Raw genomic sequence first — 17,119 nt, 5'->3', positions numbered from 1 at the left:
AGCGCTTTCTCGGTATGCTTTAATAGAACCAAGTTAATCAACTTGTCAGGAGAAGAGATGACAATCAGAACGGCAATATTTAAAATTTGCCAATGTTTTGGTTGTCATTCTTTTTTTGAAATAAAATGAAGTTTGGGTTGTTTGTTAAGGGGAATAAAAGAAAGACAGACCAAACTCAAAGGATAAAAAGGAGATGTTCTAAATGATTGACACTAGTTTAGGGACACAGTTTTTAGGCGAGTTGCTTGGAACTGCTGTACTAGTACTTTTTGGGGGAGGCGTTGTTGCTGGCGTTTCGCTCAAGTGGTCTAAAGCTGAGAACGCAGGCTGGGTTGTTGTTGCCATTGCCTGGGGACTCGCTGTTACAATGGGCGTTTATGTTTCCGGTTACATGAGTATGGCGCACTTAAATCCGGCCGTAACGGTTGGCATGGCTCTTGCAGGAGCATTCCCTTGGGATTATGTTTTCCCGTATATCGCTGCCCAGTTCATTGGTGCTTTTATAGGTGCCACATTAGTCTGGTTACACTATTATCCACACTGGAAAAAAACCGAAGACAAAGCAACAAAATTAGGCGTTTTCTCCACCGCACCAGCAATTCGGCATTATACATCTAACGTTTTTGGTGAAGCATTAGGTACTTTTATTTTAGTATTTGGTTTATTATCTTTAGGCGCAAATCATTTTGCTGATGGCTTAAATCCACTTGTGGTCGGCGGTCTTATTGTTGTAATTGGGATGAGTCTTGGTGGAACAACTGGGTATGCCATTAATCCTGCTCGTGATTTAGGACCGCGCATTGCCCACTTTGTTTGGCCCATCTCAGGAAAAGGTGGTTCCGACTGGTCTTATTCTTGGGTTCCAGTCATTGGACCTATTTTAGGCGGGGGACTTGGAGCACTTGTTTATAATGCTGTTGTAAACAAAGATATGGGCGTTTGGCTATGGGTTTTTGCAGCACTATTTATTCTCGTTTTAATTTTCACAATGACACTCGACAAGAAAAAAGATTTAGTATAATACACATAAGATAAAGGGATGCTCATATCCCTATACTTAGAGGAGGCAATTTCTGTGGAAAAAAAATATATTTTAGCGCTCGATCAAGGAACAACTAGTTCACGAGCAATGATTATTGATAGTGACGGAGAAGTAATCGGGGTAGAACAAGAAGAATTCGAACAAATTTTTCCAAAACCTGGTTGGGTGGAACACAATGCAAACGAAATTTGGGCTTCAATACTTGCTGTAATTGCGGGTGTACTACTTAAAACGAATATTTCCTCTAAACAAATTGCGGGTATTGGTATTACCAATCAACGTGAAACAGCCGTTGTATGGGATAAAGAAACTGGAAATCCCATTTATAACGCTATTGTCTGGCAATCTCGTCAGACAGCAGACATTTGTAAAGAGTTAAAAGAAGCAGGCAAAGAGGACATGGTTCGTGAAAAAACAGGTCTTTTAATTGACGCTTATTTCTCTGGTACGAAAGTTCGTTGGATTTTGGATAATGTAGAAGGCGCGCAAGAACGTGCTGAAAATGGCGAATTACTATTTGGAACAATCGATAGTTGGCTTGTTTGGAAATTAACTGGTGGAAAAGCTCATGTTACCGACTATTCCAATGCTTCACGTACACTTCTTTACAATATTTATGATTTAAAATGGGATGATGAACTACTTGAAATGTTAAATATTCCAAAATCTATGCTTCCAGAGGTGCGTCAATCGTCTGAAGTTTATGAAACAACCGTACCTTATCATTTCTTTGGTGAAGAGGTGCCAGTTGCAGGTATCGCTGGTGACCAACAGTCTGCACTATTTGGTCAAGGCTGTTTTGAAAGTGGTATGGCGAAAAACACATACGGAACTGGTTGCTTCTTACTAATGAATACAGGAGAAAAAGCAGTTCGGTCTGAAAATGGCTTATTAACAACCCTCGCTTGGGGAATTGATGGGAAAGTGGAATATGCGTTAGAAGGTAGTATCTTCGTCGCTGGTTCAGCTATCCAGTGGTTACGCGATGGTTTACGCATGTTACGCCAATCAAGCGAATCGGAAGGCTATGCAGAAAAGATTGAATCATCAGATGGTGTGTATGTTGTCCCAGCATTTGTTGGATTAGGCGCTCCGTACTGGGATTCAGATGTGCGTGGTGCTGTTTTCGGTCTAACACGCGGTACTGAAAAAGAACAATTTGTTCGAGCAACTCTAGAATCTCTTGCGTATCAAACGCGTGATGTACTACATGCGATGGAAGAAGACTCAAAAATTAAGCTCAAAGCCCTTCGTGTTGATGGTGGTGCTTCCGCAAACAATTTCCTAATGCAGTTTCAGGCGGATATTTTAAACGTCCCGGTTGAGCGGCCAGACAATTTGGAAACTACCGTTTTAGGCGCTGCTTATTTGGCTGGGCTTGCGGTAGGCGTTTGGGAAGATAAAAATGAAATCGTCAAGCGCTGGAAACTCGATAAGAAATTTGAGGTTAAAATGAAGGACGATGAACGCGAGACGCTGTATGAAGGCTGGCACAAAGCTGTTAAAGCGGCGCAAGCATTTAAATAAAAAAAGAAAAGGTGTTAGGACTTGTTTCTAGCATCTTTTTTATGTATATAAATAAATGTTGTGTGATTGGCAATTTTATTGATATAATGATAAATAAGACTTTAAAGAACGGGAGATTAAAACAATATGTTTGTAGATCAGGTTAAGATTAATGTAAGAGCAGGGAATGGCGGCGACGGTATGGTTGCTTTTCGTCGTGAAAAATTCGTTCCAAATGGCGGACCTGCTGGTGGTGACGGAGGTAAGGGTGCCAATATAATTTTTAAAGTAGATGAAGGGTTGCGCACTTTAGTAGATTTTCGTTTTAAGCGAAAATTTAAAGCGGAGCACGGAGAAAATGGAATGAGTAAAAGTATGCACGGGCGCGGTGCAAATGACTTAGTTATTCCTGTCCCGCCAGGCACAATCGTGAAAGACCTTGACTCTGGGGAAATCATTGCAGACTTAGTCGCAAATGGACAAGAAGCTATTATCGCAAAAGGGGGGCGCGGCGGACGCGGAAATAAACGTTTTGCAACGCCAGCAAATCCTGCTCCAGAACTATCTGAAAACGGAGAGCCTGGGCAAGAGCGTACAGTTCAGCTTGAATTAAAGGTACTCGCTGATGTTGGGCTAGTAGGATTTCCAAGTGTTGGAAAATCTACACTTCTTTCCATTGTCTCTGCAGCACGTCCAAAAATTGCAGCCTATCATTTTACAACACTTGTTCCAAACTTGGGCATGGTGGATACTGGCGATGGACGTAGCTTTGTTATGGCTGACTTGCCAGGGCTTATTGAAGGTGCTAGTCAAGGCATCGGGTTAGGACACCAATTTTTGCGCCATATTGAACGGACGCGTGTCATTGTACACGTCGTTGATATGTCTGGTGCGGAAGGTCGCGATCCTTATGAAGATTTCGTGACGATAAACAAAGAACTTGAAGACTACAATTTACGTCTTTTAGAGCGTCCACAAATCGTTGTTGCGAATAAAATGGATATGCCAGATGCCGAAGAGAATTTGCAAAAATTCAAAGGGAAATTAGACAAGGGTATTCCCGTTTTTCCAATTTCTGCTTTAACCAAAACGGGGTTAAATGCGCTTTTACTTGCGATTGCTGATAAGCTTGAAACTACGCCTGAATTCCCGCTTGATGAACTGCTCGAAAAAGAAGAAGAGAATACGGTGCTATATAAATTTGAAGCAGAAGAACCTGATTTTGTTGTTTCACGTGACCCGGACGGTGCTTTTGTTCTAAGTGGTGAAAAAGTTGAACGACTATTTGCGATGACAAACTTTGAAAGAGATGCTTCCATTAATCGTTTCGCAAGACAGCTTCGCGCTATGGGTGTTGACGAGGAACTGCGTAAACGTGGTGCAGAAGATGGCGACACTGTTCGTCTGCTTGATTTTGAATTTGAATTCCAAGAGTAATAGAATCAGGCTGATGACAAACTATAATTTCGGTTTGTCATCAGCCTGTTACGTTAGAAAGGAGTGTTGACCTTATGAAAATTGCTTATCTAGGCCCTGCGGCTTCTTTTACGCATAGTGCCGCAAAGAGTGCTTTTAGAGGAGCAAGTTTAATTCCGACTGCCTCTATCCCAGAATGTATAATGGCGATTCAAAATAACGAAGTCGATGCGGCTGTTGTCCCTGTTGAAAACACGATTGAAGGTGGCGTAAATATTACGCTTGATTATTTATTCCATTTTTCAGATGTTCCGATTCAGGCAGAACTAGTTTTACCAATTGCGCAACATGTCATGGTACATAAAACTAATGCAGCTTCTTGGCAATCCGTTCAAAAAATTATGAGCCATCCACAAGGACTCGCACAGTGTGAGACATTTTTGAAAGAAGAATTGTACGGTGCAGTACGTGAGGCTACTCCTTCAACGGCTTATGCAGCCAAGTGGGTCAGCGAGCATGAAAGTGAACTCGTTGCAGCCATTGCACCGCGAATGGCTGCAGAGGAATACGGCCTTCAAATTGTGAAAGAAAATGCGCAAGATATTGAACTAAATCAAACACGTTTTGTCGTGCTTAGCAGAAAAAAAGTATCGATTCCATTGAAAAAAGAAGAGGAAAAAACATCTGTTAGTGTACTGTTACCAAACAATATTCCAGGTGCTTTGCATAAAATTCTATCCACTTTTGCTTGGCGAAACATTGATATGAGTAAGATAGAATCGCGTCCACTAAAAACTGCACTTGGGGAATATTTCTTTTTAATTGACTTACTTTCTGAAAACAAAGCAGAACTCATTCAAAATGCCCTTGAAGAAATTCGCTTATTGGGCGGGAAAGCTAATGTTTTAGGAATTTATAACGTTTACCGGATTTTAAATTAAAGAAGGGAGGCAAAGCGAGATGGAGATTTTAATTGAAGTCATGCAAAAAGAGGACTATGCCGATGTTGCAGCCATTCATTTAGAAGGCATTGAATCAAGAAATGCTACATTTCTCACTGAACCGCTCGCCTTTCATGAGTGGGATGCAAAATATCTTAAGGATTGTCGTTTGGTTGCGAAAAGGGCGGGGGAAGTTATTGGCTGGGCAGCGCTTTTGCCGTTTTCAAGTATGCCAAGTTACCAAGGTGTCGCTGAAATAAGTATCTATATTGCAAATGCCGCACAAGGAATGGGCGTTGGCAAATTGCTTATGGAAAACTTAATGACAGAAAGTGAAAAAGCGGGCTTTTGGACTTTAATATCACTTGTTTTCCCAGAAAACGAGGCGAGCATTGCGCTACATCACAAATTTGGCTTTGAAACACTTGCTATACATAAAAACTTAGGAAAGATGGATGGTGTTTTTCGGGATGTTGCTCTTTTAGAACGTCGAAAAAAGCATTTTAAGTAAATTTTTAATGGAACGGAGAAACAAAAAATGAAAATTTTATTTATAGGTGATTGTGTTGGTTCGATTGGTCGCCAGATGATTTCCGAATATTTACCCAAACTAAAGCAAAAGTATAAACCTACTGTAACCATTTTAAATGGTGAGAATGCTGCATCTGGTCGTGGGATTACGGAAAAAATTTATAAAACTTTTTTAGAGCAAGGGGCAAATGCGGTTACCCTTGGAAATCACGGGTTTGATAATCGCGATGTGTTTGAATTTATTGATGATGCAAAATATTTAGCGCGTCCAGCAAATTACCCAGAAGGTGCGCCTGGGTCAGGTATGGTGTATGTGAAAGCAAATGAAACTCTTGTTACGATAATTAACCTACAGGGACGGACGTTTATGGGGCAAGACTTGAAAGATCCTTTTGAAATGATTGATACACTTGTTCAAGAAGCATCTAAAAAAACAAATGTTATCTTTGTTGATTTTCATGCTGAAACAACGAGCGAAAAAGAAGCGATGGGCTGGCATTTAGATGGACGCGTCACCGCTGTTGTCGGAACACATACACATGTGCAAACGGCCGATGAACGAATTTTACCAAAAGGTACTGCTTATTTAACGGATGCCGGGATGACTGGACCATATGATGCCATTCTTGGGATGAATAAAGAGGCTGTGCTACGTCGCTTTAAAACACAGCTGCCAACTCGGTTTGAAGTGCCTAAAGAAGGTCGCGGCGTGTTGTCTGCTTGTTTAATCACTTTAGATGAAAAAACAGGGCGTGCATCTAAAATTGAACGTATTTTAATTAACGATGATCATCCATTTTATGAATAAAAGAGGGGTGTTAGCTTGCCGTACAAAAAAGAAGACATTTTGAAAAAAGCTGAAGAATTGAAAGAAGCACTTGCGCATACGGAAGAAATCGAATTTTATAAAAAAGCAGAAGAACAAATTAATGCGAATCAAAAAGTTCAAGCAAAAATTGCGGAAATTAAACAGTTGCAAAAGCAATCTGTCAATCTCGAACATTACGGAAAATATGAGGCAATGAAGCAATCAGAAGCACAAATTGAAGCGTTAAAAAAAGAAATTGACGATTTGCCTGTTGTAAGAGAATTTAGACGCGCACAAAACGACGCCAATGATTTGCTGCAAACGATTACGGATTCAATTTATAGTGAGTTAAAGAAAGACTTAGACTGATGACTTTTTGTCGTCAGTCTATTTATTTTTTAATCAAGAAAAAATTTATGGTATAATAAAAAGATGAAAAAAACGCGATGAAGTAAGGGATGATGTAGAAAATGACAACGTACACACCAATGATGCAACAATACTTAAGTATTAAGGAGAACTACCAAGACGCTTTCCTTTTCTTTCGTCTAGGTGATTTTTATGAAATGTTTTTTGAAGATGCATTAAAAGCATCACAAATTTTAGAAATTACATTAACTGGGCGCGAGGGCGGAGGAGAAGGTAAAATCCCAATGTGTGGTGTACCTTATCATTCAGCAAGTGGTTATATCGATACATTGATTGAAAAAGGTTATAAAGTAGCGATTTGTGAACAAGTAGAAGACCCCAAAACGACAAAAGGCATGGTAAAGCGAGAAGTCGTTCAACTCATTTCTCCTGGAACCGTAATGGACGAAAAAGGGCTAAAAGAGAAAGAAAACAACTATATCGCTGCTTTTTATTTATATGAAGATAAAGAATTCGGCTTTGCTTACTGTGACTTATCAACTGGAGAACTCAAATCAACCGTTTTAGAAGCACGCGAAGACCGTTTATTAAACGAATTAACAACCCTTTCTGCAAAAGAACTCGTAGCTCGTAAGGACGACGGGCTCCTTTTATCTGAAGAATTAACAAAACAAATGGGGATACTTGTTTCCAATCATGAAAAGACAGAATGCGATCTAGCCAATAAACTTATAGACCGTGTCACTGCACTCTCGGAGAAAAAAGCGATTGCCTTATTACTGCACTACCTTTCCGATACTCAAAAACGCGATTTAGGGCACCTTCAAAAAGCTGTCCATTATGAAACGAGTCACTTTATGAAAATGGACTATTATTCCAAACGTAACTTGGAACTTTCGGAATCCATCCGCGGCAAGGGGCGAGTTGGAACGCTTTTATGGTTGCTTGATCATACAAAAACCGCAATGGGCGGACGCTTACTCAAACAATGGATTGACAGACCGCTTATTGACCACGACATGATTTTTGGTCGACAAAATGATGTGGAAGAATTGATGAAACATTTCTTTGAGCGCGTTGAACTTGTCGAAAACTTAAAAAACGTCTATGATTTAGAGCGTTTATCTGGACGAGTGGCATATGGAAATGTCAATGCTCGCGATTTAGTTCAGCTTCGTAATTCAATGTTTCAAATTCCGAAAATTAAAGCCGTACTTGCAAGTATGGAAGGTGCTAAACATTTAAATAGTTTAGGCGAAAAGCTTGACCCTTGCGAGGAGCTAACTAGCTTACTTGAAAAAGCGATTATTGATTCCCCGCCGCTCTCCATTCGAGAAGGTGGCATTATTCGTGACGGCTACAACACAGAACTTGATACATACCGTGATGCCAGTCGAAACGGGAAGACTTGGATTGCAGAATTAGAACGGAAAGAGCGTGAACTAACAGGTATTAAATCACTTAAAGTTGGTTTCAACCGAGTATTTGGATACTATATAGAAGTGACTCGTGCTAATACGCATTTATTACAAGAAGGGCGTTATGAGCGGAAGCAGACGTTGACAAATGCTGAACGTTATATTACTCCAGAACTAAAAGAAAAAGAAAAACTAATTCTTGATGCGGAAGAAAAAAGTATTGAACTTGAATACCGATTGTTTACAGAAGTTCGGGAAACTGTCAAAGACTATATTGAACGTCTTCAAGCCCTTGCAAGAGCTGTAAGTGAAATTGATTGCTTGCAAAGCTTTGCCGAAATTAGCGAGAAAAATCATTTCATTCGTCCAGAATTAAGCGCAGACGGCAAGCTCGAAATTGTTCAAGGTCGTCATCCGGTAGTTGAAAAAGTCATGGGCGCACAAAGTTATGTTGCAAATGATTGCCTAATGAACAAAAATCGCGAAATTTTGCTTATTACGGGACCAAATATGTCCGGTAAGAGTACGTATATGCGCCAAGTTGCACTAACGGCAATCTGTGCTCAAATTGGCTGTTTTGTCCCAGCAGAACGCGCGACACTTCCTATTTTCGATCAAGTTTTCACACGTATTGGCGCAGCAGACGATCTAATTGCTGGACAGAGTACTTTCATGGTGGAAATGCTTGAAGCACGCAACGCCATTGTACATGCAACATCAAATAGTCTAATCTTATTTGATGAAATTGGACGCGGAACAGCCACTTATGATGGTATGGCGCTAGCCCAGGCGATTATTGAGTATATTCATAGTGAAGTCCATGCAAAAACGTTATTTTCAACTCACTATCATGAACTGACGGTTTTAGATGAAGCATTACCAAAACTACGCAATATTCATGTTAGTGCGGTAGAGGAAAATGGAAAAGTCGTTTTTCTTCATAAGATTAATGAAGGTCCAGCAGATAAAAGTTACGGAATCCATGTAGCGGAGCTTGCGGAATTGCCGGCTTCTTTAATTAAGCGTGCTTCTGAAATTCTGGCGACGCTTGAAGCGGAAGGAAATCAAGTGGTTGCATCTCCAAAAGAGGTCGAAAAAAACGATGTAACAAATGATATGCAACTACCACTGTTTGAATTGGAGACACCTGTAAAAGAACAAATAGCAAGTAGTACGGTCGAAAAGGAAATCAAAAAATTAAATTTGATGCAAATGACGCCAATGGACGCGATGAACAAATTGTATGAATTACAAAGCAAATTATAAAAGGTTGTGATTTTATGGCCAAAATTATTGAGTTGACAGACGATTTGTCAAATAAAATTGCGGCGGGTGAAGTAGTCGAACGACCCGCATCTGTCATTAAAGAACTTTTGGAAAATGCGATTGACGCAGGAAGTTCGGTCATTGACATATTGATAGAAGAAGCTGGTTTATCAAAAATGACAGTCATTGATAACGGCGCTGGCATTGATCCAGAAGATGTTTCAACTGCTTTTTTGCGCCATGCGACGAGTAAAATTAAAAATGAAAATGATTTATTTCGCGTGCATACGCTCGGGTTTAGAGGTGAGGCTCTTCCAAGTATCGCTTCTGTAGCACGTGTTGAAATGACAACTTCGACAGGCGAAACAGGAACAAAAATTGTTATCGAAGGTGGCCAAGAAAAAGAAAAACATCATGATGCTGCAAGACGCGGGACACAAATTGAAGTGAGTAACCTTTTTTACAACACACCAGCTCGCTTAAAATATTTAAAAAGTTTGCCAACAGAACTTGGAAATATTACAGATGTTGTTAACCGCCTTGCACTTTCTCATCCTGAAATTAGTTTCCGACTAAGTCATAACGGCAAATCATTATTAAGTACGAGCGGAAACAATGATTTGCGCCAAGTAATTGCGGCTATTTACGGCGTGCAAATTGCGAAAAAGACAATCCCTATTTCTGCTGAATCACTTGATTTTAAGGTGAGCGGTTACGGGGTGCTACCTGAAGTTAATCGCTCAAATCGCAATTATATTTCTACGATTATTAATGGGCGATTCATTAAAAATTTCGCACTTGTCAAGGCTATTCAAGAAGGCTACCATACGTTACTACCAATTGGGCGCTTTCCAATTATTGTTTTGCAAATTGAAATGGACCCCATTATCGTTGACGTCAATGTTCATCCTGCCAAACTAGAAGTTCGTATTAGTAAAGAAAAAGAGCTCGGTCAGCTTATTACGGCAGCCATCAAAGAGGCTTTTCATAAACTCCAACTTATTCCAGACGGGAGCGTGTCAAAACGCGAGAAGATAATTTCTGAACAAACGCAAATTGACTTTGAAGCAGAACGCGAACCAAAACGTCAAGAATCACCAACTTTATTCGAAAAGCCAAATGTTCCAGACTTTATTCCTGAGGAAGAGGATAGGCTTGAAAACTTGGATTCGCTTGTAAAAGAACCCCCTGAGGAGTATGTATCAGACGCGACACCTGTTGTAGAAGAGAAGAAGGAGCGTATCCCGAAAATGTACCCGATTGGGCAAATGCACGCGACCTATATTTTGGCACAAAACGAAGAGGGACTTTTTATTATTGATCAACATGCGGCGCAGGAACGTATTAAATATGAGTTTTTCCGTGAGAAAATTGGTGAGGTGGAACGCGAATTACAAGAACTACTCGTCCCGATTGTTCTAGAATTTTCGAATGATGAGTATATTCGTCTAAGCGCTGAAACGGAGCGTCTGAAAGAAGTCGGTGTCTTTTTGGAATCATTCGGACAAAATAGTTTTATTATCCGAGCGCACCCAACTTGGTTTCCTAAAGGTGAAGAAGAGGAAACACTTCGCTCCATTGTGGACGAAGCTCTTCATGCGCCAAATATTAGTATTCATAAACTCCGTGAAGATACGGCCATTATGATGAGTTGCAAAAAATCTATTAAGGCCAATCATTATTTAACGACTGCTGATATGGAAGCTCTTCTCGATACATTACGCGAGGCAAGTGATCCATTTACTTGTCCACACGGCAGACCGGTTATTATTAAATATACGACCTATGAGCTTGAAAAAATGTTTAAGCGGGTTATGTAAGGAGAAAAAGGGATGGAACTATTTGGCGGACAAAAAATTATTCCAGCTGCCCATCATCAACGTGATATTGAGAAAATTACCAAGCAATCAGTTCAATATATGGTCATGCTTGAAACACATGTGGCTCAGGTAAAATCACTTGTCGACTTTGCAAAATCTACTGGTAAAAAAGTTTTGCTTCACGCAGATTTAATTAATGGGCTAAAAAACGATGACTATGCCATTGATTTTATTTGCCAACAAATCCGTCCTGATGGCATCATTTCAACACGTGGAAATGTTATTTTAAAAGCCAAACAACATAAGGTGCTTGCTATTCAGCGCCTATTCATGATTGACTCAAGCGCATATCAAAAAGGCATGAAATTAGTTGAAAAAGTTGAACCAGATGCGATTGAGCTTTTACCAGGAATTTTACCTGAACAAATTGCGGACTTAAGCAAAAAGCTTCAAATTCCAATTATTGCAGGTGGCTTAATAGAAAGGAAATCTCAAATTGATACCGTATTAGAGGCTGGTGCGGCAGCAGTAACAACTTCAAATAAAGAATTGTGGGCTGAACAACTCGACTAATTTTCATTAGTCGAGTTGTTTTCATGAAAAACAATTATATGAAACAGAAAGCGGTTTCTAAAACTGTACTATAACAAAAAGGATGTATTGAACTGATACAGGCAAAGTGAAATCAATCAACATTCAAAAATAAATTGTTTCAACCAAAATAAAAAACAGGCTGAAAACAAGGGATAAGAAAGCCATTCGGACGTTTTGTAACAAAATTGTAATAAAAAAGTTTGAAAAAAGATGCACAAAACTGTAGCATTTTTTTTATTTTATGTTATGATAACAGTATAAATATAACTAACTTTGCTCACTAACAAACGCTCGAAAATGAGCAAAATAACAGGAGGGTTTCCATAATGACTGAACAATGGTATGAATTTACTGGTGGTAACTGGCAAGAAGAAGTAGATGTTCGAGATTTCATTTTAAAAAACTATCGCTTGTATGAAGGGGACGACAGCTTTTTAGTTGGACCAACTGATGCAACAACAAAACTATGGGATCAAGTAATGGATTTGACAAAACAAGAACGTGAAAACGGTGGCGTTTTGGATATGGATACAAAGATTGTATCGACTATTACTTCTCATGACCCTGGATACTTAAACAAAGACTTAGAAAAAGTTGTTGGTTTCCAAACTGACAAACCATTTAAACGTGGATTACAACCATTTGGTGGAATCCGTATGGCAGAAGTAGCTGCTGAATCTTATGGCTTTAAAGTTGATGAAGAAATTAGCCATATCTTCACTGAATACCGCAAAACGCATAACCAAGGTGTATTTGATGCTTACACTGCTGAAATGCGTGCTGCTCGTAAATCTGGTGTTATTACTGGTTTACCAGATGCATATGGCCGTGGTCGTATCATCGGTGACTATCGTCGTGTTGCGCTTTATGGTGTAGATTACTTAATTAGCCAAAAGAAACAAGATTTAAATAACACAGGTCTTCGCACGATGAGCGATGATATCATTCGCTTACGTGAAGAAATCAACGAACAAATTCGTGCACTTCAAGAACTTAAAGTTTTAGGGGAAAAACACGGTTTTGATATTTCTAAGCCAGCAAAAACAGCTCAAGAAGCGTTCCAATGGTTATATTTAGGCTATCTAGCTGCCATTAAAGAACAAAACGGTGCGGCGATGAGTTTAGGACGTACTTCTACATTCCTAGACATCTACGTTGAACGTGATTTACGCAATGGCGTTTTAACTGAAGAAGAAGCACAAGAAATTGTGGATCACTTCATCATGAAACTTCGTCTTGTTAAATTCGCGCGTACACCAGACTACAATGAATTATTCTCTGGAGACCCAACTTGGGTAACTGAGTCTATCGGTGGGATTAGTGAAGATGGTCTTCCACTTGTAACTAAAAATTCATTCCGTTTCTTGCATACATTAGACAACTTAGGTCCAGCTCCAGAACCAAACTTAACTGTACTTTGGTCTACTGAACTTCCATCAGGATTTAAAAAATTCTGTGCGAAAATGTCTATTAAAACATCTGCTATTCAATACGAAAATGACGATGTTATGCGTCCAAAATGGGGCGATGATTATGCCATTGCTTGTTGTGTATCTGCAATGCGTGTTGGTAAACAAATGCAATTCTTCGGCGCTCGTGCTAACTTAGCAAAAACATTGCTTTATGCAATTAACGGCGGCGTTGATGAAAAATCAAAAGTACAAGTTGGTCCAGCTTTCCGTCCAATCGAGAGTGATGTTCTTGAATACGACGAAGTAATGGAAAAATATGATGCTATGATGGAATGGATTGCAGAACTCTATTTAAACACTTTAAATGTTATTCACTATATGCATGATAAATATTCCTATGAACGTATCGAAATGGCATTACATGATACACATATCTTACGCACAATGGCGACTGGTATTGCCGGCCTATCTGTTGCAGCTGATTCCCTTTCTGCAATTAAATACGCTAAAGTAACACCAGTTCGTGACGAAGATGGTATCGTAACAGATTACCAAATTGAAGGTGACTATCCTAAATATGGTAATAATGATGATCGCGTTGATGAAATTGCTGTTGATTTATTAAAACGCTTCATGACAAAAGTTAAAAAACATAAAACTTATCGTGATTCTGTTCATACAACGTCTGTTCTTACAATCACTTCAAACGTGGTTTATGGTAAGAAAACAGGTAACACACCAGACGGACGTCGTGCCGGGGAACCATTTGCACCTGGTGCGAACCCAATGCACGGTCGTGATACAAAAGGAGCTCTTGCTTCCCTTTCATCTGTTGCAAAATTACCATATGAATATGGTCAAGATGGTATCTCCAATACATTCTCTATCGTACCAAAAGCTCTTGGTCGCGAAGATGAATCTCAAATCAATAACTTAGTAGCTATGTTAGATGGCTATTCTAGTAAAATGGGACATCATTTAAACATCAACGTATTCAATCGTGATACATTAATGGATGCAATGGATCACCCAGAAAAATATCCGCAACTAACGATTCGTGTTTCTGGATACGCAGTTAACTTCATTAAACTTACTCGTGAACAACAATTAGATGTTATCCACCGCACAATGCACGAAAGCATGTAATAAATAAAAAAGTAGATTTCAAAAAGGGGATGCTAGGCGAGAAGCAGCATCCCCCTTTTTAAGCCAATCGAAAGGAAGAGGTTGTTATGTCAGAAGTAATGGGACGCGTACATTCAGTTGAATCAATGGGGACGGTTGACGGTCCGGGAATCCGTTTTATTGTATTTATGCAGGGGTGTTTACTACGTTGCCAGTTCTGCCATAACCCTGACACTTGGAAAATTGGTACGGGTTTAGAGCGTTCGGCACAAGATGTTTTTGATGAAGCGATTAAATACCGCGAATTTTGGGATGCTTCTGGTGGTGGTGTTACTGTTAGTGGCGGGGAGCCACTTTTACAAATCGATTTCTTAATTGAGTTCTTTACTTTATGTAAAAAAGCCGGGATTCACACAACTATCGATAGTTGCGGTGGTTGTTTCACACGTGAACCTGAATTCATTGAAAAGCTTGATCGGCTCATGGAAGTGACAGATTTAATCTTGCTTGACATTAAACAAATGAATCCTGAGAAACACTTAAAACTTACAACAAAATCGAATGCACCAATTTTAGACTTTGCGCATTATTTACGTGATAAAAACCAAGCCATTTGGGTGCGCCATGTTTTAATTCCGACAAAAACGGATGACCCAGAAGACTTGACAGCTTTACGTGATTTCATCGATACTTTACCGAATGTGAAGCGCGTCGAAGTGTTGGCCTATCACACGATGGGTGTTTACAAATGGAAAGAACTTGGCATTCGTTATCCACTTGAAGGAATCGAACCGCCTGATGAGGAAACAATTAAAATGGCCAATGAAATTTTAAAAACGGCCACTTATGCATAAAAAATAAGCCTTCTGCAACGAAGGCTTATTTTTTATGCTTTAAAATGTCCTGGCACCAATTGATTTCAGCACAGATTAAGTCACGTTTTCGCAAATAAATTTGATAGGGCATGTTGTTTGCAAAATCATTCTCATTCACCAGTCCCAATAGTTTCTCGAAATGTTCTAAACTATCTTCTGTCAATCGCAGTTGCCCATCTAAATAGGTCAAGCGTTCTTCTAAAAGAATCGCTGTTCGTTCTGGATTTAGCCAATCCAGTTGCAGTTTGATAATAAATTCATCACGCGTTACTGGTATTTTGAGCGCTGTTTCGGACCATTCCTTTAATAAAAAAATACCGTTTTCTGTGATGGCGTAGATCTTTTTATTCGGTTTTCCTTCTTGTTGCTGCGTGTGAACGGTCAAATAGCCCTCGTCTTCAAGCTTTGCAAGCATTGGGTAGATTTGGCTATGATTCGTATTTTGCATGATTCGAAGGCGATTAGCAAGGTCATAGCCACTCGAAGCTTCGCGAGCAATCATTTCAAGCAATGTATAGCCAAGTAAATTAATTTTAGACTTCACAAAGTTTACTTCCTTTCCAGTAGCTTTCTTCTTGCTCATTGTAATCGATTTAGCGGATTTGTGCAAAGAATTCGCTAAAAACAACATATGTAAATATTGACATATAGATAAAATAACGATACACTTAAAAAGTCGAAAAAATAGAAAGAAGTGGAACGAACATGTTAACGGAACAACAGAAAAATACTGGTAAATGGATTACTTTTGCGGCATCACTACTTGCTTTTATGGGAATTGGGATTGTCGATCCCATTCTACCGAGCATCGCCTCAAGTATTGGGGCCACACATTCACAAGTAGAAATGCTATTTACGGCCTACATTTTTACGATGGCCATCATGATGATTCCAATTGGGATTGTCGCAAGTAAAGTAGGGGATAAAAGGCTCATTGTTAGTGGACTATTTTTAGTTACTATTTTTGCACTTCTCTGTAGCTTTTCAAATAGCATTGGCGCATTATCTATCTTTAGAGCAGGGTGGGGACTTGGGAATTCAATGTTTCTAGCAACTGCTATGACGCTTTTAATTTCACTTTCTCATACAACCTCTCACGCCATTGGCTTATATGAGTCAGCTATGGGGCTTGGAATGGCATTTGGTCCGTTACTAGGTGGTGTTTTAGGAAATATATCATGGCGTTATCCATTTTTAGCAACCGCCATTTTGATTTTCATTGCATGTTTGCTTATTTTATTTAAAGTGAAAGCACCGAAAAACATTGAAATCTCTACAGGTAAAAAGCAAGTTCCGATTAAGCAAATGTTGCATTTGTTTACCTATAAACCATTCCTGCAAATTTCGCTTAGTGGGATGTTTTACTATTATTGTTTCTTCACCATTCTCGCTTTTTCACCACTTGTCCTTGGATTATCTGCCATAAAAATTGGTTTTGTCTTTTTCGCTTGGGGGCTATGCCTTGCATTTGGTTCCGCCAAAGTGGCACATGATTTAGAAACTAGATTCAATTCAAAAACAATATTAAAATTCACTTTAATTACATGTGCGGTTATTTTGATTTTCTTAGGTCTAGTTAACATTCTATGGATCAGAATCATTTTAATCATCATCTCAGGCTTAATTTTAGGAATAAACAACGCTTTATTTACAACAACGGTCATAGAGCATTCACCATACGCACGTAGCGTGACAAGTGGCGCATATAACTTTATTCGCTGGTTAGGTGCTGCATTTGCACCATTATGTTCAGGAATTATTAGCGAAGCATTTGGAACAAGCTATCCATTTTTAATTGCTGCCGCTTTAGCAATTGTTGGAATGGGCATTTTATTTTTGAAGGTGCGACCTGTAGAACATACAGTTGAAATAATGGAATAAACTCTGCAAAAACGTTTTCCTTATAGAAGGCGTTTTTGTTTACGATAATTCAATACTTCCTATAATATATGTTATGTAAACTAGAAAATTTAAAAGTTGCCGAGTTCCAAAAGCT

14 protein-coding genes are annotated in these 17,119 nt (G+C 39.3%); 13 read left to right on the top strand and 1 reads right to left on the bottom strand.

What is annotated here, in order from left to right:
* Positions 1 to 202 precede the first annotated feature (202 nt).
* The 12 genes from R8923_RS01950 (at position 203) to pflA (ending at position 15,102) form a co-directional block, all read left to right on the top strand.
* A complete protein-coding gene (locus tag R8923_RS01950) occupies positions 203 to 1,021 on the top strand; it encodes an MIP/aquaporin family protein (RefSeq protein WP_485871071.1) in 819 nt (272 codons plus the stop codon).
* 54 nt (positions 1,022 to 1,075) lie between these two features.
* Positions 1,076 to 2,569 (top strand): glycerol kinase GlpK, encoded by a 1,494-nt coding sequence (glpK, locus tag R8923_RS01945; protein ID WP_485871070.1) that lies wholly within the window; start codon positions 1,076 to 1,078, stop codon positions 2,567 to 2,569.
* A 126-nt stretch (positions 2,570 to 2,695) separates the two neighbouring features.
* A complete protein-coding gene (gene obgE / locus R8923_RS01940; RefSeq protein WP_485871069.1) occupies positions 2,696 to 3,985 on the top strand; it encodes a GTPase ObgE in 1,290 nt (429 codons plus the stop codon).
* A gap of 74 nt (positions 3,986 to 4,059) precedes the next feature.
* The gene (pheA, locus tag R8923_RS01935) at positions 4,060 to 4,905 is read left to right on the top strand and encodes a prephenate dehydratase (RefSeq protein WP_485871068.1); all 846 of its coding nucleotides are present in this window, start codon (positions 4,060 to 4,062) and stop codon (positions 4,903 to 4,905) included.
* Positions 4,906 to 4,924: 19 nt separating this feature from the next.
* Positions 4,925 to 5,416, top strand: a complete 492-nt coding sequence (locus R8923_RS01930; RefSeq protein WP_485871067.1) for a GNAT family N-acetyltransferase — start codon at positions 4,925 to 4,927, stop codon at positions 5,414 to 5,416.
* 27 nt (positions 5,417 to 5,443) lie between these two features.
* Complete coding sequence (locus R8923_RS01925; RefSeq protein WP_485871066.1) at positions 5,444 to 6,244, top strand: TIGR00282 family metallophosphoesterase; 801 nt, start codon at positions 5,444 to 5,446, stop codon at positions 6,242 to 6,244.
* A 15-nt stretch (positions 6,245 to 6,259) separates the two neighbouring features.
* Positions 6,260 to 6,613: a YlbF/YmcA family competence regulator gene (locus R8923_RS01920; protein WP_485871065.1), complete on the top strand. Its 354-nt coding sequence runs from the start codon at positions 6,260 to 6,262 to the stop codon at positions 6,611 to 6,613.
* Between the two features lie 101 nt (positions 6,614 to 6,714).
* Positions 6,715 to 9,297 carry a DNA mismatch repair protein MutS gene (gene mutS / locus R8923_RS01915; protein WP_485871064.1) on the top strand — a complete coding sequence of 861 codons (2,583 nt, stop codon included), beginning with the start codon at positions 6,715 to 6,717 and terminating at the stop codon, positions 9,295 to 9,297.
* A 14-nt stretch (positions 9,298 to 9,311) separates the two neighbouring features.
* Positions 9,312 to 11,117, top strand: a complete 1,806-nt coding sequence (gene mutL, locus R8923_RS01910) for a DNA mismatch repair endonuclease MutL (RefSeq protein ID WP_485871063.1) — start codon at positions 9,312 to 9,314, stop codon at positions 11,115 to 11,117.
* Positions 11,118 to 11,129: 12 nt separating this feature from the next.
* Positions 11,130 to 11,690, top strand: a complete 561-nt coding sequence (locus R8923_RS01905; RefSeq protein WP_485871062.1) for a glycerol-3-phosphate responsive antiterminator — start codon at positions 11,130 to 11,132, stop codon at positions 11,688 to 11,690.
* 347 nt (positions 11,691 to 12,037) lie between these two features.
* Entirely contained in the window at positions 12,038 to 14,269 is a 2,232-nt protein-coding gene (pflB, locus tag R8923_RS01900) for a formate C-acetyltransferase (protein WP_485871061.1), read from the top strand.
* 86 nt (positions 14,270 to 14,355) lie between these two features.
* Positions 14,356 to 15,102 (top strand): pyruvate formate-lyase-activating protein, encoded by a 747-nt coding sequence (pflA, locus tag R8923_RS01895; protein ID WP_485871060.1) that lies wholly within the window; start codon positions 14,356 to 14,358, stop codon positions 15,100 to 15,102.
* Positions 15,103 to 15,127: 25 nt separating this feature from the next.
* On the opposite strand, the gene R8923_RS01890 is transcribed toward pflA, so the two are convergent.
* Entirely contained in the window at positions 15,128 to 15,706 is a 579-nt protein-coding gene (locus R8923_RS01890) for a PadR family transcriptional regulator (RefSeq protein WP_485871059.1), read from the bottom strand.
* A gap of 122 nt (positions 15,707 to 15,828) precedes the next feature.
* Between R8923_RS01890 and R8923_RS01885 the strand changes: the two genes are divergently transcribed.
* Positions 15,829 to 17,004, top strand: coding sequence for an MFS transporter (locus R8923_RS01885; RefSeq protein WP_485871058.1), 1,176 nt, complete (start codon positions 15,829 to 15,831; stop codon positions 17,002 to 17,004).
* Positions 17,005 to 17,119: the final 115 nt, after the last annotated feature.

Origin of the sequence: Listeria tempestatis (assembly GCF_963575625.1) — a bacterium.
Lineage (GTDB): Bacteria > Bacillota > Bacilli > Lactobacillales > Listeriaceae > Listeria > Listeria tempestatis.
Note: the sequence above shows the minus strand (reverse complement) of the source record. Positions and strands in the feature narration are given on the sequence as shown.